Source organism: Enterobacter sp. DC1 (assembly GCF_000568075.1).
Lineage (GTDB): Bacteria > Pseudomonadota > Gammaproteobacteria > Enterobacterales > Enterobacteriaceae > Enterobacter > Enterobacter asburiae.
This window is the reverse complement of sequence record NZ_AZUA01000002.1, coordinates 123,262-143,015: the sequence shown is the minus strand read 5'-3', so window position 1 is coordinate 143,015 and position 19,754 is coordinate 123,262. Positions and strand designations below refer to the sequence as shown.

19 protein-coding genes are annotated in these 19,754 nt (G+C 56.2%); 11 read left to right on the top strand and 8 right to left on the bottom strand.

The window, feature by feature from the left end; all coding sequences use genetic code 11:
* Positions 1-24: 24 nt before the first annotated feature.
* Together znuB and znuC are read right to left on the bottom strand one after the other, a co-directional pair.
* On the bottom strand, positions 25-810 hold the full coding sequence (znuB, locus tag P346_RS15030; protein WP_032658554.1) for a zinc ABC transporter permease subunit ZnuB: 786 nt from the start codon (positions 808-810) through the stop codon (positions 25-27).
* Positions 807-1,562: a zinc ABC transporter ATP-binding protein ZnuC gene (znuC, locus tag P346_RS15035; RefSeq protein ID WP_023312233.1), complete on the bottom strand. Its 756-nt coding sequence runs from the start codon at positions 1,560-1,562 to the stop codon at positions 807-809. Before znuC ends, znuB begins: the two co-directional genes overlap by 4 nt.
* Positions 1,563-1,639: 77 nt before the next feature.
* Here znuC and znuA point away from each other — a divergent pair, with 77 nt between their 5' ends.
* The 3 genes from znuA to lpxM all read left to right on the top strand — a co-directional run bounded on the left by znuA (position 1,640) and on the right by lpxM (position 5,013).
* On the top strand, positions 1,640-2,584 hold the full coding sequence (gene znuA / locus P346_RS15040) for a zinc ABC transporter substrate-binding protein ZnuA (protein WP_032659526.1): 945 nt from the start codon (positions 1,640-1,642) through the stop codon (positions 2,582-2,584).
* 15 nt (positions 2,585-2,599) lie between these two features.
* The gene (mepM, locus tag P346_RS15045) at positions 2,600-3,919 is read left to right on the top strand and encodes a murein DD-endopeptidase MepM (RefSeq protein WP_023312231.1); all 1,320 of its coding nucleotides are present in this window, start codon (positions 2,600-2,602) and stop codon (positions 3,917-3,919) included.
* Positions 3,920-4,041: 122 nt separating this feature from the next.
* Positions 4,042-5,013, top strand: coding sequence for a lauroyl-Kdo(2)-lipid IV(A) myristoyltransferase (gene lpxM / locus P346_RS15050; RefSeq protein ID WP_032658552.1), 972 nt, complete (start codon positions 4,042-4,044; stop codon positions 5,011-5,013).
* 45 nt (positions 5,014-5,058) lie between these two features.
* Here lpxM and pyk read toward each other — a convergent pair whose 3' ends face one another.
* Complete coding sequence (gene pyk, locus P346_RS15055; RefSeq protein WP_008500455.1) at positions 5,059-6,501, bottom strand: pyruvate kinase; 1,443 nt, start codon at positions 6,499-6,501, stop codon at positions 5,059-5,061.
* A gap of 140 nt (positions 6,502-6,641) precedes the next feature.
* Entirely contained in the window at positions 6,642-7,511 is an 870-nt protein-coding gene (locus P346_RS15060; protein ID WP_023312229.1) for a MurR/RpiR family transcriptional regulator, read from the bottom strand.
* 356 nt (positions 7,512-7,867) lie between these two features.
* Between P346_RS15060 and zwf the strand changes: the two genes are divergently transcribed.
* The 3 genes from zwf (at position 7,868) to kdgA (ending at position 12,068) form a co-directional block, all read left to right on the top strand.
* Positions 7,868-9,343 (top strand): glucose-6-phosphate dehydrogenase, encoded by a 1,476-nt coding sequence (gene zwf, locus P346_RS15065; protein WP_023312228.1) that lies wholly within the window; start codon positions 7,868-7,870, stop codon positions 9,341-9,343.
* A gap of 232 nt (positions 9,344-9,575) precedes the next feature.
* Entirely contained in the window at positions 9,576-11,387 is a 1,812-nt protein-coding gene (gene edd / locus P346_RS15070; protein ID WP_032658549.1) for a phosphogluconate dehydratase, read from the top strand.
* Between the two features lie 39 nt (positions 11,388-11,426).
* Positions 11,427-12,068: a bifunctional 4-hydroxy-2-oxoglutarate aldolase/2-dehydro-3-deoxy-phosphogluconate aldolase gene (gene kdgA, locus P346_RS15075; protein WP_014884307.1), complete on the top strand. Its 642-nt coding sequence runs from the start codon at positions 11,427-11,429 to the stop codon at positions 12,066-12,068.
* A 41-nt stretch (positions 12,069-12,109) separates the two neighbouring features.
* On the opposite strand, the gene purT is transcribed toward kdgA, so the two are convergent.
* Positions 12,110-13,288, bottom strand: coding sequence for a formate-dependent phosphoribosylglycinamide formyltransferase (gene purT, locus P346_RS15080; protein WP_032658546.1), 1,179 nt, complete (start codon positions 13,286-13,288; stop codon positions 12,110-12,112).
* A gap of 170 nt (positions 13,289-13,458) precedes the next feature.
* Here purT and P346_RS15085 point away from each other — a divergent pair, with 170 nt between their 5' ends.
* The gene (locus P346_RS15085; RefSeq protein ID WP_032658543.1) at positions 13,459-14,106 is read left to right on the top strand and encodes a tellurite resistance TerB family protein; all 648 of its coding nucleotides are present in this window, start codon (positions 13,459-13,461) and stop codon (positions 14,104-14,106) included.
* 85 nt (positions 14,107-14,191) lie between these two features.
* Positions 14,192-16,252, top strand: a complete 2,061-nt coding sequence (gene ptrB / locus P346_RS15090) for an oligopeptidase B (RefSeq protein WP_032658541.1) — start codon at positions 14,192-14,194, stop codon at positions 16,250-16,252.
* Here ptrB and exoX read toward each other — a convergent pair.
* The 3 genes from exoX to P346_RS15105 all read right to left on the bottom strand — a co-directional run bounded on the left by exoX (position 16,249) and on the right by P346_RS15105 (position 17,927).
* Positions 16,249-16,911, bottom strand: a complete 663-nt coding sequence (gene exoX, locus P346_RS15095) for an exodeoxyribonuclease X (protein ID WP_010432611.1) — start codon at positions 16,909-16,911, stop codon at positions 16,249-16,251. The two genes, ptrB and exoX, sit on opposite strands and share 4 nt — an antisense overlap.
* Before the next feature lie 24 nt (positions 16,912-16,935).
* Positions 16,936-17,586, bottom strand: a complete 651-nt coding sequence (locus tag P346_RS15100; protein ID WP_032658538.1) for a carbon-nitrogen hydrolase family protein — start codon at positions 17,584-17,586, stop codon at positions 16,936-16,938.
* A gap of 110 nt (positions 17,587-17,696) precedes the next feature.
* The gene (locus P346_RS15105; RefSeq protein WP_013096102.1) at positions 17,697-17,927 is read right to left on the bottom strand and encodes a DNA polymerase III subunit theta; all 231 of its coding nucleotides are present in this window, start codon (positions 17,925-17,927) and stop codon (positions 17,697-17,699) included.
* 136 nt (positions 17,928-18,063) lie between these two features.
* Here P346_RS15105 and yobA point away from each other — a divergent pair, with 136 nt between their 5' ends.
* Genes yobA through P346_RS15120 form a run of 3 tightly spaced genes read left to right on the top strand, consistent with a single transcriptional unit; the run spans position 18,064 to position 19,661 of the window.
* Entirely contained in the window at positions 18,064-18,435 is a 372-nt protein-coding gene (gene yobA / locus P346_RS15110) for a CopC domain-containing protein YobA (RefSeq protein WP_032658536.1), read from the top strand.
* A 1-nt stretch (position 18,436) separates the two neighbouring features.
* Positions 18,437-19,306 carry a copper homeostasis membrane protein CopD gene (gene copD, locus P346_RS15115; RefSeq protein ID WP_032658535.1) on the top strand — a complete coding sequence of 290 codons (870 nt, stop codon included), beginning with the start codon at positions 18,437-18,439 and terminating at the stop codon, positions 19,304-19,306.
* 16 nt (positions 19,307-19,322) lie between these two features.
* Complete coding sequence (locus P346_RS15120) at positions 19,323-19,661, top strand: YebY family protein (protein WP_032658532.1); 339 nt, start codon at positions 19,323-19,325, stop codon at positions 19,659-19,661.
* Positions 19,662-19,754: the final 93 nt, after the last annotated feature.

Here is a 19,754-nt window from a genome sequence, read left to right as displayed (position 1 = left end):
GAAGCGCCACCGGGGACATACCCGCTACTGTGCGGTCTTCTTCATCATACTGAAGATAAACAGCACCGCCGCACTCAGCACAACGGACGGCCCCGCAGGCGTATCGTAGAACGCCGAGAAGGTTAACCCACCCGTTACCGCAATCATTCCGATAATCACGGCCACGCCCGCCATTTGCTCCGGCGTACGGGCAAAGCGACGCGCCGTGGCGGCAGGGATGATCAGCAGCGACGTAATAATCAGCGCGCCGACAAACTTCATCGCTACACCAATCGTTAACGCCGTCACCAGCATCAGCAGCAGTTTTACGCGCTGCAGCTTCACGCCGTCGACAAATGCCAGGTCCGGGCTGACGGTCATGGCCAGTAAATTCCGCCACTGCCAGAGCAGAATAGCGAGCACCACCACCACGCCAATGGCGATAGCGATGAGATCCTCCGGCGTCACGGCCAGCAGGTCACCGAAGAGGTAGGCCATCAGATCCACGCGGATGTTCGACATCAGGCTGACCACCACCAGACCCAGAGACAGGGCACTGTGCGCCATAATGCCAAGCAGCGTATCAATGGCGAGGTGAGGGCGCTTTTCCAGCCAGACAAGACCGGCGGCCAGCAGCAGCGTGACCACAATTACCGCGTAGAAGGGGTTCACATCCAGCAGCAGACCAAAGGCAACGCCCAGCAGAGACGCATGTGCCAGGGTATCGCCAAAATAGGACATTCTGCGCCAGACAACAAACGAGCCGAGCGGGCCCGCGGCGCAGGCAAGCATAATCCCGGCCAGCCAGCCGGGCAGTAACAGTTCAATCATGAGTGTCCATTTCCCCGACGCAGTACGATTCGTCCCTGTAAATCATGGCGATGATTATGGTGATGGCGGTAAATGCCCAGCTGTTCAGCACCGCGAGGGCCGAACATAGAGATAAATTCCGGGTGCATTGAGACCACTTCAGGCGTGCCGGAGCAGCAGATATGGTGGTTGAGACACAGCACTTCGTCGGTTTTTGCCATTACCAGATGCAGGTCGTGAGACACCATCAGCACGGCGCAATCAAGCTCCCGACGTAGCTGATCGATCAGATCATAAAGCGCAACCTGACCATTCACGTCCACACCCTGAGTTGGCTCATCCAGTACCAGCAGCTGCGGGCTGCTCAGCAGCGCGCGGGCAAGTAAAACTCGCTGAGTTTCACCGCCGGACAGTTTTTGCAGCGGTGCATCGACAAGATGGCCCGCCTGCACGCGTTTCAGTGCCGGGAGAATATCGGCCTTCCGTGTGCCGGGACGCAGACGCAGGAAACGGCTGACCGTCAGCGGCAGCGTGGCGTCGAGGTGAAGTTTTTGCGGCACATAGCCAATACGCAATTTTTCCTCGCGCTTGATCACGCCTTCATCGGGTGCGACCAGACCCAGCACCACGCGCACAAGGGTTGATTTGCCTGCGCCATTGGGACCGAGCAGCGTCAGAATTTTGCCGGGCTTCAGATCGAGCGACACGTCAGAGAGGACGCGGCGCTGCCCGAATGAGACCGAAATATTTTCAAGAGAAACCAATGTCGTCATGTCATTTTAAGCTTGAAGAAGTCAACGAATGTTATAATATCACATTCTACGCATTCACTACGATGATTAGTCGCATTATGTTACATAAAAATACGCTTCTTTTCGCAGCATTATCCGCTGCCCTTTGGGGTACAACCGCACAAGATGTTAACGCTGCGGTTGTCGCTTCGCTTAAACCACTCGGATTCATCGCGTCGGCTATTGCCGACGGGGTAACGGAAACCCAGGTTCTGCTTCCTGATGGTGCATCCGAGCATGACTATTCCCTGCGTCCGTCAGATGTAAAACGCTTACAAAACGCGGACTTAGTCGTCTGGATTGGCCCGGAAATGGAAGCGTTCATGCAGAAGTCAGCAAAACAGGTTGCTGGCGAAAAGCAGGTCGCCATTGCCGAACTCTCCGGCGTGAAACCGTTGCTCATGAAAGGGGCGGATGACGACGGTGACGAACATGACCATCATGCTGCAGACGTCGAAAAAGGTGATGGAGATCACCATCACGGCGAGTACAACATGCATCTTTGGTTATCCCCAGAGATAGCGCGGCTTTCAGCGGTTGCAATCCATGACAAATTAGTGGAACTTATGCCGCAAAGTCGAGCCAAACTAGACGCCAACCTGAAGGATTTTGAGGCACAATTAGCCGCAACCGATAAGCAGGTAGGTAATGAGCTCGCACCGTTGAAAGGTAAAGGGTATTTCGTTTTTCATGACGCCTACGGCTATTACGAAAAACATTACGGTTTGACCCCGCTGGGCCACTTCACCGTCAACCCTGAAATTCAGCCTGGTGCGCAGCGTTTACATGAAATCAGAACACAGTTGGTTGAGCAAAAAGCGACATGCGTTTTTGCTGAGCCACAGTTCAGGCCAGCGGTCGTAGAAGCCGTGGCCAGGGGAACATCCGTGCGCATGGGAACCCTTGACCCGCTAGGTACGAACATCCAGTTGAGCAAAGCGAGCTATTCGCAGTTCCTCAGCCAACTGGCGAACCAGTATGCGAGCTGCCTGAAAGGAGATTAACGAGGAAGTGAATACGTGCAACAGATAGCCCGCTCTGTCGCCCTGGCATTTAACAATCTGCCTCGACCCCATCGCGTTATGCTGGGGTCGCTTACAGTACTCACCTTAGCGGTCGCCGTCTGGCGGCCCTATGTTTACCACCCGAGTTCTGCCCCTATCATTAAAACCATTGAGCTTGAAAAGAGCGAAATCCGTTCTTTGCTGCCTGAAGCCAGTGAGCCTATCGACCAGGCGGCTCAGGAAGATGAAGCCATCCCGCAGGATGAGCTGGACGATAAAACCGAGAACGAAGCGGGTATCCACGAATATGTTGTGTCAACCGGGGACACGCTGAGCAGCGTGCTGAACCAGTACGGCATCGACATGGGTAATATCAGCCAGCTGGCGGCTGCGGATAAAGATCTTCGTAACCTGAAAATCGGACAGCAGCTCTCCTGGACATTAACGGCAGATGGCGATCTCCAGCGTCTGACCTGGGAAATGTCCCGCCGCGAAACCCGCACCTACGATCGCACTGCAAACGGTTTCAAGATGACCAGCGAAATGCAGAAGGGTGACTGGGTTAACAGCGTTCTGAAAGGTACCGTGGGCGCGAGCTTTGTCTCCAGCGCGCGCGATGCAGGCCTGACCAGCGCTGAAATCAGCTCGGTGATCAAAGCCATGCAGTGGCAGATGGATTTCCGCAAGCTGAAGAAGGGCGATGAGTTCTCCGTCCTGATGTCCCGCGAAATGCTGGACGGCAAGCGTGAGCAAAGCCAGCTGCTGGGCGTACGTCTGCGCTCCGAGGGCAAAGATTACTACGCGATTCGTGCCGAAGACGGTAAGTTCTATGACCGCACCGGTACGGGCCTGGCGAAAGGCTTCCTGCGCTTCCCGACGGCAAAACAGTTCCGCGTCTCCTCGAATTTTAACCCGCGTCGTCTGAACCCGGTAACCGGGCGCGTCGCGCCTCACCGTGGCGTTGACTTTGCCATGCCGCAGGGCACGCCGGTACTGGCGGTTGGAGATGGCGAAGTGGTTGTGGCCAAGCGTAGCGGTGCCGCCGGATATTATGTCGCGGTACGTCATGGTCGTACTTATACGACCCGCTATATGCACCTGCGTAAGCTGCTGGTCAAACCGGGCCAGAAGGTGAAGCGTGGTGACCGTATCGCGATCTCCGGCAATACCGGACGTTCTACCGGTCCGCACCTGCACTATGAAGTGTGGATCAACCAACAGGCAGTGAACCCGCTGACGGCGAAACTGCCGCGCACCGAAGGCCTGACAGGTAAAGATCGTACTGATTATCTGGCGCAGGTGAAAGAGGTGATGCCGCAGCTGAGCTTAAACTAAGCCCTCTGTTTTTGTTAAAAAAAGCCGGCGCACACTGACGCCGGCTTTTTCTTTTGTGCGTGGACGACTGCCTCGCTACACTATCTGAATAAAATTTTGCGTCATCAGACCCTGGATCCAGCATGGAAACCCAAAAAAACAATATTGAATACATTCCTGAGTTTGAAAAATCCTTCCGCCATCCGCGCAACTGGGGTGCCTGGCTTGGTGTTTACGCCTTTGCGGGGATGGCATTGCTGCCGGCTTCCGTCCGCGATCCTGTTCTGGGGAAAATTGGCCGTCTGGCCGGGCGTTTAGGCAAGAGCGCCCGCCGCCGCGCGCAGATCAACCTCTACTACTGTTTTCCTGAGAAAAGCGACTCCGAGCGCGAGGCAATCATTGATGAGATGTATACCACTGCCCCGCAGGCAATGGCGATGATGGCGGAACTGGCGCTGAAAGGGCCGGATAAAATCGTCGATCGCGTTGACTGGAAAGGGCTGGACATCATCGAGGAGATGCGCCGCAACGACGAGAAAGTCATTTTCCTCGTCCCCCACGGCTGGGGCGTTGATATTCCGGCGATGCTCATGGCGTCTCAGGGCCAGAAAATGGCGGCGATGTTCCATAACCAGGGAAATAAAATCTACGATTTTGTCTGGAACACGGTGCGTCGTCGTTTTGGCGGACGTCTGCATGCGCGTAACGATGGCATTAAGCCCTTCATTCAGTCGGTACGTCAGGGGTACTGGGGCTATTATCTGCCGGATCAGGACCACGGCCCCGAGCACAGCGAGTTTGTCGATTTCTTTGCGACCTATAAAGCGACGCTCCCCGCGATTGGCCGTCTGATGAAGGTCTGTCGTGCCCGCGTGATTCCGCTATTCCCGGTCTATGACGGCAAAACGCATCGTTTGAGTATTGAGGTCCGTCCGCCGATGGATGATTTGCTGACCGCTGACGACCACACCATCGCGCGTCGAATGAACGAAGAGGTGGAAATACTGGTGGGGCCGCATGCTGAACAGTACACGTGGATCCTGAAGCTGCTTAAAACGCGTAAGCCGGGTGAAACAGAGCCCTATAAACGCAAAGAGCTTTATCCGAGGAAATAAAAAAAGCCCTCTCCATCTGGAGAGGGCTTTTTAACACAGACGTTATTACTCGACGGTCATAACGCGCGTGGTGTTGGTTGAGCCGATGGTGCTCATCACGTCGCCCTGGGTCACAATGACGATATCACCGGACACCAGATAGCCTTTGTCGCGCAGCAGGTTTACGGCATCGTGCGCCGCAGCTACGCCGTCATTGGTGCTGTCGAAGTGAACTGGCGTCACGCCGCGGTACAGCGCCGTCAGGTTCAGGGTACGTTCGTGACGGGACATGGCGAAGATCGGCAGACCAGAGCTGATACGAGAGGTCATCAGCGCGGTGCGGCCAGATTCGGTCATGGTGATGATCGCGGTAACGCCCTTCAGATGGTTTGCCGCGTACATCGCAGACATCGCGATCGCTTCTTCCACGTTGTCGAACTGCACGTCCAGACGGTGTTTAGAGACGTTGATGCTAGGGATCTTTTCAGCGCCCAGGCAGACGCGCGCCATGGCGGCCACGGTTTCTGCCGGATACTGGCCCGCAGCGGTTTCCGCAGAGAGCATGACCGCATCGGTACCGTCCAGCACGGCGTTAGCCACGTCCATGACTTCTGCACGGGTTGGCATTGGGTTGGTGATCATCGATTCCATCATCTGAGTGGCGGTGATCACCGCGCGGTTCAGCTGACGTGCGCGACGGATCAGCGCTTTCTGGATCCCTACCAGCTCAGGGTCGCCGATTTCCACGCCCAGGTCACCGCGCGCAACCATCACCACGTCAGACGCGAGGATCACATCGTCCATGGCATCCTGATCGCAAACGGCTTCGGCGCGTTCAACTTTCGCGACGATTTTAGCATCGCAGCCTGCATCACGTGCCAGGCGACGCGCATAGTTCAGATCTTCGCCGCAGCGCGGGAAGGAGACGGCCAGGTAGTCAACGCCGATCAGCGCGGCAGTTACGATGTCCGCTTTGTCTTTATCGGTAAGCGCTTCTGCAGAGAGGCCGCCGCCCAGCTTGTTGATGCCTTTATTGTTGGAGAGCGGGCCGCCGACGGTGACTTCGGTGAACACTTTCATGCCCTGAACTTCCAGCACCTTCAGCTGTACGCGACCGTCGTCGAGCAGCAGGATATCGCCTGGCACCACGTCAGCCGGCAGGCCTTTATAGTCGATACCGACTTTCTCTTTATCGCCTTCGCCTTTGCCCAGGTTGGCATCAAGCAGGAATTTGTCGCCAATATTGAGGAAAACCTTACCCTCTTTAAAGGTCGATACACGAATTTTTGGACCCTGCAAATCGCCAAGGATAGCCACGTGGCGGCCCAGTTTTGCTGCGATTTCACGCACTTTATCGGCACGTAACTTATGGTCTTCTGGCGTACCGTGAGAGAAGTTCATACGCACCACGTTGGCGCCGGCGGCGATAATTTTCTCAAGATTATTATCGCGATCGGTGGCCGGGCCTAAGGTGGTTACGATCTTGGTTCTGCGAAGCCTTCTGGACATGTAATACTCCGTTGACTGAAACAACTTTGGTGTTGCGTGAACATTGAATCGGTCTTCATCTGCTGCAAGGCAGCGGAGAGTGGACCGAATGCCGTAAATCGTTACATCGTAATTATTGGTTACGTCTTCGTTATCAACTATCAGGGAACATCGCTCTTTATAAGCAATTCTTTATCAAAACGCGATTCCTTCAGCGCTTCCTTGACCCGCTTCAAGTTATCCCTGAATTTTGCGCCCCGACGTAAGGTAAAACCGGTCGCCAGCACGTCAATCACGGTGAGCTGCGCCAGCCGGGAAACCATCGGCATATAAATGTCGGTGTCTTCCGGCACGTCGAGGGTGATCGCCAGCGTCGCCTCACGGGCCAGCGGCGTGCCTGCCGTGGTGAGGGCAATCACCATGGCATCGTTTTCACGGGCCAGCTGCGCCAGCTCTACCTGACTCTTAGTGCGGCCAGTGTGCGAAATCAGCACCACGACGTCATCTTCACTGCAATTCATACAGCTCATGCGTTGCAGCACAATGTCATCGGAATAAATAACCGGGACGTTAAAGCGAAAAAATTTGTTCATGGCGTCATGCGCCACGGCCGCAGACGACCCGAGACCAAAGAACGCAATCCGCTTGGCCTGGGTGAGCAAATCCACCGCGCGATTCACGGAACTCATGTCCAGAGACTGGCGGACGTGGTCGAGCGAAGCCATGGCCGATTCAAAAATTTTCGCGGTATAGGCATCAACGCTGTCGTCTTCATCCACATTACGATTAACATAAGGGGTGCCGTTAGCCAGACTTTGTGCCAGATGCAGTTTAAAATCAGGGAAGCCGCGCGTTTCCAGGCTGCGGCAAAAGCGATTGACCGTCGGTTCGCTAACACCCGCTTCCTGTGCCAGAGCGGCGATGCTTGAATGAATCGCCTGAGCGGGGGAGGCGAGAATGACCTCGGCCACTTTTCGCTCGGATTTGCTAAGGTGTTCCAGTTGAAACTGGATTTTTTCCAGCATGTTCATGTTAACAGCACGCTCATGGGTGTAAACGATTTCATAAATTGATGAAATCGTGATTCGATTTAGCCGATATTACCCTTGTGGCTTCCATAAAGGGTAACAATCGACAAGATAATGTTGTTGTTTTTTTTCATTACTTGATCGGTGTCGGGTTTTGCCGTGACCCTGTTGCGCAAAGAAACGACGGTTGTTGCGTCATTGCGCCGTCGTAATCCTCCAGAGGGGGAAAAATCGCGTTATCGCACGCGACGATAAGCGCTAATGGTTTCGGGAATGACGTAAAAGCAGTACAGTGCATTGTAATAAAATTACAACGATACCTGGCAGAAGTACCAGGTGATCCAACTGAGGAGAATGACATGGCGGTAACGCAAACAGCCCAGGCATGTGACCTGGTCATTTTCGGCGCGAAAGGCGACCTTGCACGCCGAAAATTGCTGCCTTCCCTGTATCAACTGGAGAAAGCGGGCCAAATTCATCCGGATACCCGTATCCTGGGTGTAGGGCGCGCCGACTGGGACAAGGACGCTTATACCAAAGTCGTCCGCGAGGCGCTCGAAACTTTCATGAAAGAAAAAATTGATGAAAGTTTGTGGGATACCCTGAGTGGACGCCTCGATTTCTGCAACCTGGACGTCAATGACGTCAGCGCGTTTACCCGCTTAGGCGCGATGCTGGATCAGAAAAACCGTGTCACCATTAACTATTTCGCCATGCCGCCAAGCACCTTCGGCGCCATCTGCAAAGGTCTGGGCGAAGCCAAACTGAACGCCAAACCGGCGCGCGTCGTGATGGAGAAGCCGCTGGGTACGTCGCTGGCAACCTCGCGTGAAATCAACGACCAGGTGGGCGAGTTCTTTGAAGAGTGCCAGGTCTACCGTATCGACCACTATCTCGGTAAAGAGACGGTACTGAACCTGCTGGCGCTGCGTTTCGCTAACTCCCTGTTTGTGAATAACTGGGACAACCGCACTATCGACCACGTGGAAATCACCGTGGCGGAAGAGGTGGGGATTGAAGGCCGCTGGGGTTACTTTGACCAGGCCGGTCAGATGCGCGACATGATTCAGAACCACCTGCTGCAGATTCTGTGCATGATTGCCATGTCTCCACCGTCTGACCTGACGGCTGACAGCATCCGTGACGCAAAAGTGAAGGTGCTGAAGTCACTGCGCCGCATCGACCGCTCCAACGTGCGTGAGAAGACCGTCCGCGGTCAGTACACCGCCGGGTTTGCGCAAGGCAAAAAAGTGCCTGGCTACCTGGAAGAAGAGGGCGCGAACAAGTCCAGCAACACCGAGACGTTCGTGGCGATCCGCGTGGATATCGACGACTGGCGTTGGGCGGGCGTTCCGTTCTACCTGCGCACCGGTAAACGTCTGCCAGCCAAATGTTCCGAAGTGGTTGTTTACTTCAAAAACCCGGAACTGAACCTGTTCAAAGAGTCCTGGCAGGAGCTGCCGCAGAACAAACTGACCATTCGTCTGCAGCCGGACGAGGGCGTGGATATCCAGATCCTGAACAAAGTGCCGGGCCTGGATCACAAACACAACCTGCAGACCACCAAGCTGGATCTGAGTTACTCCGAAACCTTCAACCAGACGCACCTGGCCGATGCTTACGAGCGTCTGCTGCTGGAAACCATGCGCGGTATCCAGGCGCTGTTTGTGCGCCGCGATGAGGTGGAAGAAGCATGGAAATGGGTCGACTCCATCACCGAAGCCTGGGCTGCCGATCAGGATGCGCCAAAACCGTATCAGGCGGGTACCTGGGGACCTGTCGCGTCGGTGGCGATGATCACCCGCGATGGCCGCTCCTGGAACGAGTTTGAGTAAGATAATCCTCTAGCTCGAAAGTGTTATTTTACCGGTAACATGATCTAACACAGCTAGTGGCACAATTTTCAACTTTTAAGCTCCGCGTGGATTCACCCGCGGAGCTTTTTTTATTACACTGCCGGAAGTGATTTTGCCCCTGAGCTCCGGACAGCAAGCGTTTCAGCGTTGTTAACAACTGCCAGCGACTTTGTAAACTCCCGAGCCGGACAGATAATTTAGAGGAGCTTTTATGAATCCGACATTGTTACTCGTAACACAGCGCATTATCGAGCGCTCGAAAGAGACCCGTTCGGCCTACCTCGCCCGGATTGAACAGGCAAAGAGCAGCACCGTCCACCGATCTCAGCTGGCCTGCGGGAACCTGGCTCACGGCTTCGCCGCCTGCCAGCCTGATGATAAAGCGTCGCTGAAAAGCATGTTGCGTAACAATATCGCCATCATTACCTCCTATAACGATATGCTTTCTGCCCACCAGCCGTATGAGGTCTATCCCACTATCATCCGTAACGCGCTGCACAGCGTGAATGCGGTGGGCCAGGTGGCGGGCGGCGTACCTGCCATGTGCGACGGCGTGACGCAGGGGCAGGACGGCATGGAGCTGTCCCTGCTGAGCCGCGAAGTGATTGCTATGTCCGCGGCGGTTGGCCTGTCACACAACATGTTTGATGGCGCGCTGTACCTCGGCGTGTGCGACAAGATTGTCCCGGGCCTGGTAATGGCGGCGCTGTCGTTTGGGCATCTGCCTGCGATCTTCGTGCCGTCAGGCCCAATGGCGAGCGGTCTGCCGAACAAAGAAAAAGTGCGTATTCGCCAGCTGTACGCGGAAGGGAAAGCAGACCGTCAGGCGCTGCTGGAGGCGGAAGCCGCGTCTTATCATGCGCCGGGGACCTGCACGTTCTACGGTACGGCTAACACTAACCAGATGGTCGTGGAATTTATGGGAATGCAGCTTCCGGGCTCGTCCTTTATCCAGCCGGATGCGCCGCTGCGCAAGGCGCTGACCGAGGCCGCAGCCCGTCAGGTGACGCGTCTGACCGGTAACGGCAACGAATGGATGCCGATGGGCAAAATGGTCGACGAAAAAGTCATCGTCAACGGGATTGTCGCGCTGCTGGCAACCGGGGGGTCAACCAACCATACCATGCATCTGGTGGCCATGGCGCGTGCGGCGGGCATTCTGATTAACTGGGATGACTTCTCCGAGATCTCTTCTGTAGTGCCGCTGATGGCGCGCCTGTACCCGAACGGTCCGGCGGATATTAACCACTTCCAGGCCGCAGGCGGCGTACCGCTGCTGATGCGCGAGCTGCTGAAAGGCGGACTGCTGCATGAAGACGTGAACACCGTGGCGGGCTTTGGCCTTCAGCGCTACACCCAGGAGCCGTGGCTGAACAACGACGAGCTGGACTGGCGCGAAGGGGCAAGCGCGTCTCTTGATGCGCAGGTGATTGCCACGATCGACAAACCGTTCTCACCTCACGGCGGCACCAAAGTGCTGAGCGGCAACCTCGGTCGTGCGGTAATGAAGACCTCGGCCGTACCGGAAGCGAACCAGATTATCGAAGCGCCGGCGGTGGTGTTTGAAAGCCAGCACGATGTGTTACCCGCCTTTGACGCCGGTCTTCTTGATAAAGACTGCGTGGTGGTGGTGCGTCACCAGGGGCCTAAAGCTAACGGGATGCCAGAATTACATAAACTTATGCCACCACTTGGTGTATTATTGGACCGCCGTTTCAAAATTGCGTTGGTCACCGATGGTCGCCTCTCTGGGGCATCCGGTAAAGTGCCTTCTGCCATCCACGTAACGCCGGAAGCCTATGACGGCGGTTTACTGGCGAAAGTGCGCGACGGTGACATGATCCGCGTTAACGGCCAGACGGGCGAGTTAACCCTGCTGGTGGATGAAGCCGAGCTGGCTGCACGTCAGCCCCATATTCCTGACCTGAGCGCATCGCGCGTGGGGACCGGACGCGAAATGTTCAGCGCGCTGCGTGAGAAACTCTCCGGTGCGGAGCAGGGCGCAACCTGTATTACGTTTTAAGACGACTTGATTTTAACGATCTGGCGAGAGAAAACTCTGATGAAAAACTGGAAAACAAGTGCAGAAGCAATCCTGACCACTGGCCCTGTCGTGCCGGTTATCGTGGTAAACAAGCTGGAGCACGCTGTACCGATGGCGAAAGCGCTGGTCGCGGGCGGCGTTCGCGTTCTGGAAGTGACCCTGCGTACCGCCTGTGCGATGGACGCGATCCGCGCTATCGCCAAAGAAGTGCCGGACGCCATCATCGGTGCGGGTACCGTTCTCAACGCGCAGCAGCTGGCAGAAGTGACCGAAGCGGGCGCGCAGTTCGCCATCAGCCCTGGCCTGACCGAGCCGCTGCTGAAAGCCGCCACTGAAGGCACCATTCCGCTGATCCCGGGCATCAGCACCGTCTCTGAACTGATGCTGGGCATGGACTACGGTCTGAAAGAGTTCAAATTCTTCCCGGCTGAAGCGAACGGCGGCACCAAAGCGCTGCAGGCGATTGCGGGTCCATTCTCTCAGGTACGCTTCTGCCCGACGGGCGGTATCTCTCCTGCCAACTACCGTGACTACCTGGCGCTGAAAAGCGTGCTTTGCATCGGTGGTTCATGGCTGGTTCCGGCGGATGCGCTGGAAGCGGGCGACTGGGATCGCATCACCAAACTGGCTCGCGAAGCGGTTGAAGGCGCGAAGCAGTAAGCTATTCGCCGTATGAAAAACGGGCCTTACGGCCCGTTTTTTTATCCTGCTACCTTGACGTTCGCAGCGGCCGCTTTCGCTCTCGCCACGGCGTCGTCAACGTTATCCCCGGTGGCTAATGCCACGCCAAGACGACGGGTTCCGTCGATTTCCGGCTTGCCGAACAAACGTACCTGCAATCCTGCACCCACCGCCCCGTCGACGTTATCAAACGTGACGTTCTGGCTGGTTAACTGCGGCAGGATCACCGCCGAGGCGGCCGGGCCATACTGACGGACACCGCCGACGGGCAGGCCGAGGAACGCGCGCACGTGCAGGGCGAACTCGGAGAGATCCTGCGAAATCAGCGTCACCATGCCGGTGTCATGCGGGCGAGGGGAGACTTCGCTGAAAATCACCTCATCACCGCACACAAACAGCTCGACGCCGAACAGGCCATAGCCGCCCAGCGCCAGGACGGTTTTACGGGCGATCTCCTGAGCCCGCTCCAGCGCCAGGTTGCTCATCTGCTGCGGCTGCCAGGATTCGCGGTAATCGCCATCCTCCTGACGGTGGCCAATCGGGTCGCAGAAATGGACGCCGTCAACGGCGCTGACGGTCAGCAGGGTGATTTCGAAATCAAACTTCACGACGCCTTCGACGATGACGCGACCGGCCCCGGCACGACCGCCCTGCTGGGCATAATCCCACGCGTTATCCAGAGTGCCGCTGTCGCGAATAAAGCTCTGTCCTTTTCCGGAGGAGCTCATCACCGGCTTAACGATGCACGGATAGCCAATCTCCTCGACGGCCTTCAGGAATGAAGCCTTATCGCCAGCAAAACGGTAGCTCGAGGTGGGCAATCCCAGCTCTTCTGCCGCCAGGCGACGAATACCTTCGCGGTTCATGGTCAGCTTTGCGGCTTTTGCGCAGGGCACCACGCGCTGGCCTTCCTGCTCGAGGGCGATCAGCGTTTCGGTGGCAATCGCTTCAATTTCCGGCACGACAAAATCGGGTTTTTCGCGCGTAATCAGTTCGCGAAGGGCATCGCCATCCAGCATGTTAATCACATAAGAACGATGGGCGACGTGCATGGCGGGTGCGTCGGCGTAACGGTCTACGGCAATGACTTCCACACCTAAACGCTGGCACTCAATGGCGACCTCTTTCCCCAGTTCGCCCGATCCCAACAGCATCACTCGCGTCGCCGCCGGTCGCAGCGCAGTTCCTAAACGAATCATAACAATCCCCCTGAAAAAGTTGCGCGCAGTATAAACGAAAACGTTTGCGTCTGTCTTGTGCATGGCTAAACGAGGGGACAGAAATTTGCGCTTCTTTAGCCCGGCCAGACGTTTCCTGACGCCTGCTCGCTTACGCTGTGGAACATGTTCACCGTTAAGTGAGGGAAACCATGTCTGGCTGGTTAAATCAACTGCAATCCCTGTTAGGGCAAAAAACATCGTCTGGCGAACGGGACCTTAGCAAACAGCTGGTACCCGGGGCGCTCGGCGGGCTGGCAGGCCTGCTGGTCGCGAATAAATCCTCACGCAAGCTGCTGGCAAAGTATGGTACAGGCGCGCTGCTGGTCGGCGGCGGCGCCATCGCGGGCACCGTGCTGTGGAATAAATACAAGGACAGGGTACGGACCGCGCACAGCGATGAACCGCATTATGGCGAGCACACCTCGCCGCTGGATCTGCGTACCGAACGGCTCATTCTTGCGCTGGTTTTTGCCGCGAAAAGTGACGGGCATATTGATGATAAAGAACGTTCGGCGATCGAGCAGCAGCTGCGCGAAGCCGGGGTCGAAGAGAAGGGAAGAGTGCTGGTGGCGCAGGCGATAGAACAGCCGCTCGAGCCGCAGCGTCTTGCGCAAAGTGTGAAAAATGAGGAAGAGGCGCTGGAGCTCTATTTCCTCAGCTGTGCCGCCATCGATATCGATCACTTTATGGAGCGCAGCTACCTTAACGCTCTGGGCGATGCGTTAAAGATCCCTCAGGACGTGCGCGAGGGCATTGAGCGGGATATCCGGGAACAAAAACAGGCGTTACAGGGATAGCCGTCGCCGTCGCGACGCGGTTTCGCTTGCATCATGCGTGGGTTTTGCCAACCTTATAGGGTGTAAAACTTAAAAGAATGATGACATGCCACCGAAAGCCCGACGTACTCCTTATGCGATCACCACGCATGGCGATACGCGTATAGACAATTATTACTGGCTGCGGGACGATTCGCGCTCCCGGCCAGAGGTACTCGACTACCTGCACGAGGAAAACGACTATGGCCGCAAGGTCATGTCCAGCCAGCAGCCGCTTCAGGACCAGCTGCTGAATGAAATGGTGCAGCGTATTCCTCAGCACGACATCTCCGCGCCCTGGACCAAAAATGGCTATCGCTATCGCCATATCTACGAGCCCGGCAATGAGTATCCCATCTACCAGCGTCAGTCGGTGCTAAGCGCCGAATGGGATGAGTGGGATATTCTGCTGGATGCCAACCAGCGCGCTGCCCACAGCGAGTTTTATACCCTGGGCGGCATGTCCATTTCGCCTGACAACGCGGTGATGGCGCTGGCGGAGGATTATCTCTCCCGTCGTCAGTACGGCCTGCGGTTTCGCAATCTGGAGACCGGCAACTGGTATCCGGAAATGCTGGAAAACGTCTCCCCGGATTTTGTCTGGGCGAACGATTCCGAGACGGTTTACTACGTCAAAAAGCACGCGTCGACGCTGCTGCCTTATCAGGTGTGGCGACATACCGTGGGAACGGACTCCGCTGACGACGAGATGGTTTATGAAGAGAAAGACGAAACGTTTTATGTCAACCTGCATAAGACCTCTTCACGCCACTATGTGATTATCTTCCTTTCCAGCGCGACGACGTCGGAAGTTCTGCTGCTGGATGCCGAACTGCCCGATGCCCAGCCGCTCTGTTTCCTGCCGCGCCGCAAGGATCACGAATACAGCCTGGATCACTTCCAGCACAGCTTTTATTTGCGCTCCAATCGCGAGGGCAAAAACTTTGGTCTCTATAAAACCAAAGTGCGCGATGAGCGCAAGTGGGAGGTGCTTATCCCCGCGCGGGATCAGGTGATGCTCGAAGGGTTCACCCTGTTTACCGACTGGCTGGTGGTGGAAGAGCGTCAGCGCGGGCTGACCAGTATCCGGCAAATCAACCGTAAGACCCGGGAAGTGGTGGGGATTGCGTTCGACGACCCGGCCTATGTCACGTGGATTGGTTTCAACCCTGAACCCGAATCGTCGCGGTTGCGCTATGGTTACTCTTCCATGACCACGCCTGACACCCTGTTTGAACTGGATATGGATACCGGGCAGCGCCAGGTGATTAAACAGACCGAGGTAAAAGGGTTTGAGTCCGAAAACTACCGCAGCGAGCACCTGTGGGTCACCGCCCGTGATGGCGTGGAGGTGCCGGTCTCTCTTGTTTACCATCGGGCGCATTTCCAGAAAGGCAAAAACCCTATCCTGGTGTACGGCTACGGCTCGTATGGCTCAAGCATGGACGCCGATTTCAGCAGCAGCCGGTTAAGCCTGCTCGATCGCGGTTTTGTTTTCGCCATCGCCCATATTCGCGGCGGCGGTGAGCTGGGCCAGCACTGGTATGAAGACGGGAAATTCCTGAAAAAGAAAAACACCTTCAATGACTATCTCGACGTCTGCGATGCGCTGATTGAGCAGGGATACGGCGATCCGCAGCTCTGCTTTGGGATGGGGGGCAGCGCGGGCGGCATGCTGATGGGGGCGGCGATCAACCAGCGTCCCGACCGTTTTAAGGGGATTGTCGCGCAGGTTCCGTTTGTCGATGTGGTCACGACCATGCTTGATGAATCCATTCCTCTTACTACCGGTGAGTTTGAGGAGTGGGGGAATCCGCAGGATGAGATGTACTACCGCTATATGAAAGAGTACAGCCCGTACGATAACGTTGAGGCGAAAGCCTACCCGCATATGCTGGTCACCACCGGTTTGCATGATTCTCAGGTGCAATACTGGGAGCCGGCAAAATGGGTGGCAAAACTGCGTGAGCTGAAAACCGATGACAATCTGCTGCTGCTGTGTACCGACATGGATTCCGGACACGGAGGGAAATCAGGGCGATTTAAATCGTACGAAGGCGTTGCCCTGGAATATGCCTTTTTAATAGGCCTGGCGCAGGACACGCTGCCAGGCCGTGCGGAGCGTTAGGCGTCGCCCAGATAATGTTTCAGGGTTAAGCGCAGCTCCGGGCTCATTCTGTCGAGGTTGTTATACAGCCAGCGCAGATAGCCCGGGTCTTTATCCGCCACCTCGGACACTGGCTTCCCGCGATATTTCCCAAAGGTAAACGTGGTCAGTAGCGCGGGGCGTCCGGTGATGGTTGCCATATCATCCGGCGTCCAGCCGGAGATATTCATAATATCAATCAGCAGCGCGGCGGTGATATAGCAGTCATACAGAGCGCGGTGATGGTGAAGCCCCTCAGGGGTACGAACGCTGAGCTTGCGGGACTTATACAGCGCCATGTTGCTGTATTTAATCCCCGGCCAGAGGCGACGCGCCAGCTTCATGGTGCAAATCCATTCCCCCGGCATTTCAGGCAACACCCGGCGGTCAAAGCTGGCGTTATGCGCGACGTACCATGGGCTACCGTAGTAGTGAGGAATAATCTCTTCGATCCACGGCTTATCCGCCACCATCGATTCGGTAATGCGATGGATAGCCATCGCCTGTGGGCTGATGGGGCGATCGGGACGCACCAGATGGCTCATGGGGTTGACGATTTTACCATCAACCACGTCGACAGAGGCCACTTCCACTATTCCGCCCTGAAGATCGCAAGTTTCGGTATCGATGACGCGCAGCATTGAAAACTCCTGAGCTTAAAACGCCTAGCCTAAAGGAATGATATCGCCTTGCCAACCCTCTCCGCCGAGCGTGCCGGTCACCAGAAGCTCGCCCTTATCCGCGCGCACGATCAGCTGGCCTTTTTCATCCCACAGCGCGCTGCCGCCGCAGGCATTCGCCATCAGCACCGCAATGGCATATTTATGCGCGAAGCGCTGCAGGTTACTGATGGACTGCCGCCAGCGATGATCCCCCACCGACTGGCAGCTGGTAACAAGCGTTGCCCGGGGATCGAGATTGGGCGAATAGGGATGTGCATCAAGGATGGTAAGGTGTTTATCCCCCGGCACGAGGCTGGCACCGCGCCCTTGCGGATAGCGCAAAATGCGATGGCGAGCGGGCGATAACAGCACAAGGCCTTTCTGGCGCTGGCCATTCTGTTCCAGGGGGAGCCCGGCAATAACGGTAATCTGATGTAGATGTGCCGCGTTGAGCAGCGGCTCCAGCTGCGCGTCATCGGGCGGGGGAGGTAACGTCGGCGAGCCAGAGCCCGTTAATGAGAGTTCAGGGAAAACCAGCAGATCGCACCGCTGCCGTGCTGCTTCGGCGATGAAGCGCAGGTGGTGCGTAACATGGTCATCTACAGTCTGATGCAGCCCGCCATACTGGGCGGCCGCTATATTCCAATGTGACATCGTGACTTCCTTATACACTGAGTCGCAGAGATTTAAGAATACACCTAAAATAATCAGGGTTTTCTTATCCTGCCAGATTCCGCGTAAGGAAGTGTAACGACTCGTTAAGCTTATTTAACTTTAGGCTCGTACGGTAAACGGGAGAGGTTGACCGAGGCGAGGCGGTGGGCGATGAGTCTTTCGCGAAACCAGTCGCGCAGATGGGCGGGCTGTTCCCGTTCCACGACTTCAGCCACGATGGGCATGTTGTAACGCTCTTTGAACGCGACGCCAGCGGCAGCGAGATCGACATTCACTTTATCCATCTCGTCCTGCGGAAGGGCGGCCAGATTGATCTTCATTACCTTCTCCTTTTTATGCGGCGGCAACGTTACCGCGATTGCACGAAGATGACAAGCGGAGGCAGGATGATCCTCGACTCGTTTATTATACAGCGTTATTCTTTAGCACACAGACATAACAAAAAGGAATGATAGGATGGGTTTCTCCGCTTCCCGCGCGGTCTGCGCACTGGTTTTTGTGGCCTCGACAATGATGACGCCTTCCGTGCTGGCACATGCACATCTTAACCAGCAGGTCCCGGCAGCAGACAGCGTGGTGACCGCACCGCAGGCACTTACGCTGAATTTTTCAGAAGGTATCGAACCTGGATTTAGCGGTGTAGTGGTAACGGATGCGCAAAAGCAGGTCATCAAAACGGGAACCGCTACGCGCGACGAACATAATAAGGCTCAGCTCACCGTTCCGCTGGAACAAACGCTGGCGTCAGGGACTTACCAGGTGGACTGGCATGTGGTCTCCGTGGACGGCCATAAAACCAAAGGCAGCTATCACTTTAGCGTGAAATAGCATGCTGGCGCTGTGTTATATCGGGCTACGCTTTATCCATTTCGGGGCGCTGATGCTGGTGTTTGGCAATGCGCTTTACAGCGTCTGGTTTGCGCCTTCGTCTCTCCACCGTCTGCTGTCCCGGCGTTTTCAGTCGCAGCAGAAAGTGGCGGCCTTAGTGAGCCTGGCGGCAGCGGTCCTGATGTTTGTGCTGCAGGGCGGATTGATGGGCAACGGCTGGGGAGATGTGTTTGCGCCACAGATCTGGTTCAGCGTGATGGGAACCCGGTTTGGCGGCGTCTGGCTGTGGCAAATGATCCTCGCTGCGCTGACGGTTAGTGCCGCATGGCTTGCGCCGCTGAAAGGTTCGCGGCTGCTGCTGCTCGCAATGGGCCAGCTTATCCTGCTGGCTGGGGTAGGGCATGCGGCGATGAACGACGGTCCGACGGGGGCGCTGCAGCGTCTTAATTATGCTTTTCACCTGATATGTGCCGCCACCTGGCTTGGCGGATTACTGCCCCTACTGTTCTGCATGCGTCTGGCGAAAGGGCGCTGGCAGAATGCCGCCATCTTTACCATGATGCGCTTCTCACGCGTGGGGCATTACGCCGTTGCGGGCGTCCTGCTCTCCGGGGTGATAAATGCGCTCATGATACTGGGCCTCGATATTCCCTGGCAGGCTGGCTACGTGCGGTTTTTGTTGTTCAAATGTGCGCTGGTGGCGTTGATGGTGGTAATTGCGCTGGCAAATCGGTATTTTCTGGTGCCACGGTTTCGTCCGGAGACCGGACGAGCAAAGCAGATTTTTATCAGGATGACACAGGCAGAAGTGGTGCTGGGAGCGCTGGTGCTGGCAACGGTCAGTCTGTTTGCGACCTGGGAACCCTTCTGACAAGGTTAAATATCATATGAAAAAGACAGTACTTTCTCTCATATTGCTGGCCTGTACGGGGAGCGCGTTTGCCGCACCGCAGGTCATCACCGTGAGCCGTTTTGAAGTGGGTAAGGACAAATGGGCTTTCAATCGCGAAGAGGTGATGCTGACCTGCCGTCCGGGCCATGCGCTGTATGCCATCAACCCGAGCACGCTGGTGCAATACCCGTTAAATGATACCGCAGAGCAGCAGGTAGCCAGCGGCAAGAGCAGCGGCCAGCCGATTAGCATTATTCAAATCGATGACCCGTCGCATCCGGGACAAAAAATGAGCCTGGCACCGTTTATCGAGCGCGCCGACAAGCTCTGCTAACGTTCGGGTTTCCAATAAAAAACCGCAGATGCTTGCGAAAGCACTGCGGTTTTTCACTTTTAATGATGCTCTGGCGCTTTTTTTCCGGCCGCT